The following is a 1,756-nucleotide window of genomic DNA, read 5'->3' as shown; positions in this document are numbered from 1 at the left end:
GCCACGGGTTCGCGCAGGCCGCACGCCTCGATGTCGCGCAGCCCGCCCGCCGTGGCCGTCATCTCGTCGGCCAGCCGTTCGTCGGCCAGCAGGAACGCCCGCTGCCTGCGTGCGAGGGCGGGCAACGAGGCCAGGAACAGCCCGAGCCCGATCGCGAACGGCGGCAGCACGAGAGCGAGCGCCTGCGGGGCCAGCGTCGCCAGCCCCAGCACCACGCCGGCCACCGTGAACACGAACCCCCTGACGGTCGTGACCACGGCCGCGAAAGCGTCCCTGGCCAGCTCGACCTGGAGCGTCGCCCTGGCCACCGCGGCGCTGTCGCGGCCCGCGCCTCGGTTCAGGGTCCCCTCGACGACGTGCGTCAGAAGGTCGTCCCTGAACGGCTCCGCCACCGCCGCGACGCCCAGCACGACCTGCCGCGCGGCCACCGCCCCGACCAGCCACGCGACGCCGAGCGCGGCCAGCCACGCCAGCCCGGTCGCGGGCTCGGCCCTGGCGAACCCGTCCTCGATGGCGCGGGCGACGGCGTGCCCGATGAGGAACGCGGGCGCCGCCTCCAGCACGGACCAGAACCCGATCACGGCCAGCCGCCGCGGCTCCCGCCCCAGCGCCCGCCAGAACATCGCCCGCGCCGGCCCGCCACCGCCCTTGGTCCGCCCTGCCCGCACCGGCCCGCCGCTCCCCGAAGCCCGCGCAGCCTGCCGCCGTCGGGCGGGGGCCTTCATGGCGTCGCTCCTTGGAAGACGGCCCGGTAGGCCGGGTCCCGCCACAGCACGCCGTGCGGCCCCCGGGCGCGCACCCTCCCGCCCTCCAGCCAGACGACCTGGTCGGCGCGGGCGGCCGTGGCGAGCCGGTGGGCCGCGATCAGCCGGGTACGGCCCCGCCGATCGGTGGTGAGCGCCCGGCCGACCTCGCGCTCCGTCACGGTGTCGAGGCTGGAGGTGGCGTCGTCGAGCACCAGCAACCGCTCCCCCTGCGCGAACGCCCTGGCCAGGCCGATCCGCTGCCGCTCGCCGCCGGACATCGGGGCCTCGCGCAGAGGTGTGCCGTAGCCGAGCGGCAGCCGCCGGACGAACGCGTCCGCGCACGCCGCCTTCGCCGCCTCGACGGCAGCGGGCCCGGCGGCCGTTGTGATGGCCTCCGCCACGGTCTCGCCCACCAGGACCGGGCGTTCGAAGGCGTACCCGATGGCCCTGCGCAGTTCCTCCCGCGACAGCTCCCCCAGCGGGACCCCGTCGAGCAGGACCGTGCCGCGCTCCGGGTCGGTCAGGCGGCCCGCCAGGGCGGCCAGCAGGGACTTGCCCGCGCCGGACCGTCCGACGACGGCGGTCACCGAGCCCCCGGGCAGCGTGAGATCGCCGACGGTCAGGCCGTCCACCGCCACGTCGCGGAACTCGACCGTGCCCGGACCGGGCGGGAGCGTCCGCGTGCCGTGCGCGACAGGGGCGAGTTCGAAGATCTCGGCCACCCGTCCGGCGGCCGCCCGGGCCCGGGCCAGCCCGCCGACGTAGCCCAGGGAGGTGCTCAGGGACGCCCCGAGCACGGCGTAGCGGGCGGCGGCGTACAGCTCTCCGACCGTGAGCCGGCCGGAGGCGAGCATGAACCCCCCGACGATCAGCACCGCCACCTCCAGCAGCGGCACCACGAGCCCCGACTGGACCGCGGCCCCGGCGTTGGCCCGCCACAGCGACATGCCATGGGCCCGCAGCCGGGGCAGCGGCTGCAGGACGCGCCGCGCCTCCTGGGCGGCGGTCCC

The 1,756-nt window shown here is 77.4% G+C and carries 1 protein-coding gene and 1 pseudogene; both read right to left on the bottom strand.

Annotated elements, in window-relative coordinates:
- Positions 1-725, bottom strand: a pseudogene (locus tag ACWDX9_RS62955) (hypothetical protein); the annotation flags it as partial.
- Positions 722-1,756: ATP-binding cassette domain-containing protein (locus ACWDX9_RS62950; protein WP_449973393.1), on the bottom strand; the 1,035-nt coding region annotated here is incomplete at its 5' end. The pseudogene ACWDX9_RS62955 and the gene ACWDX9_RS62950, both read right to left, overlap by 4 nt.

This window comes from Nonomuraea sp. NPDC003201 (assembly GCF_053590415.1).
This window is presented reverse-complemented; position numbering and strand designations above follow the sequence as displayed.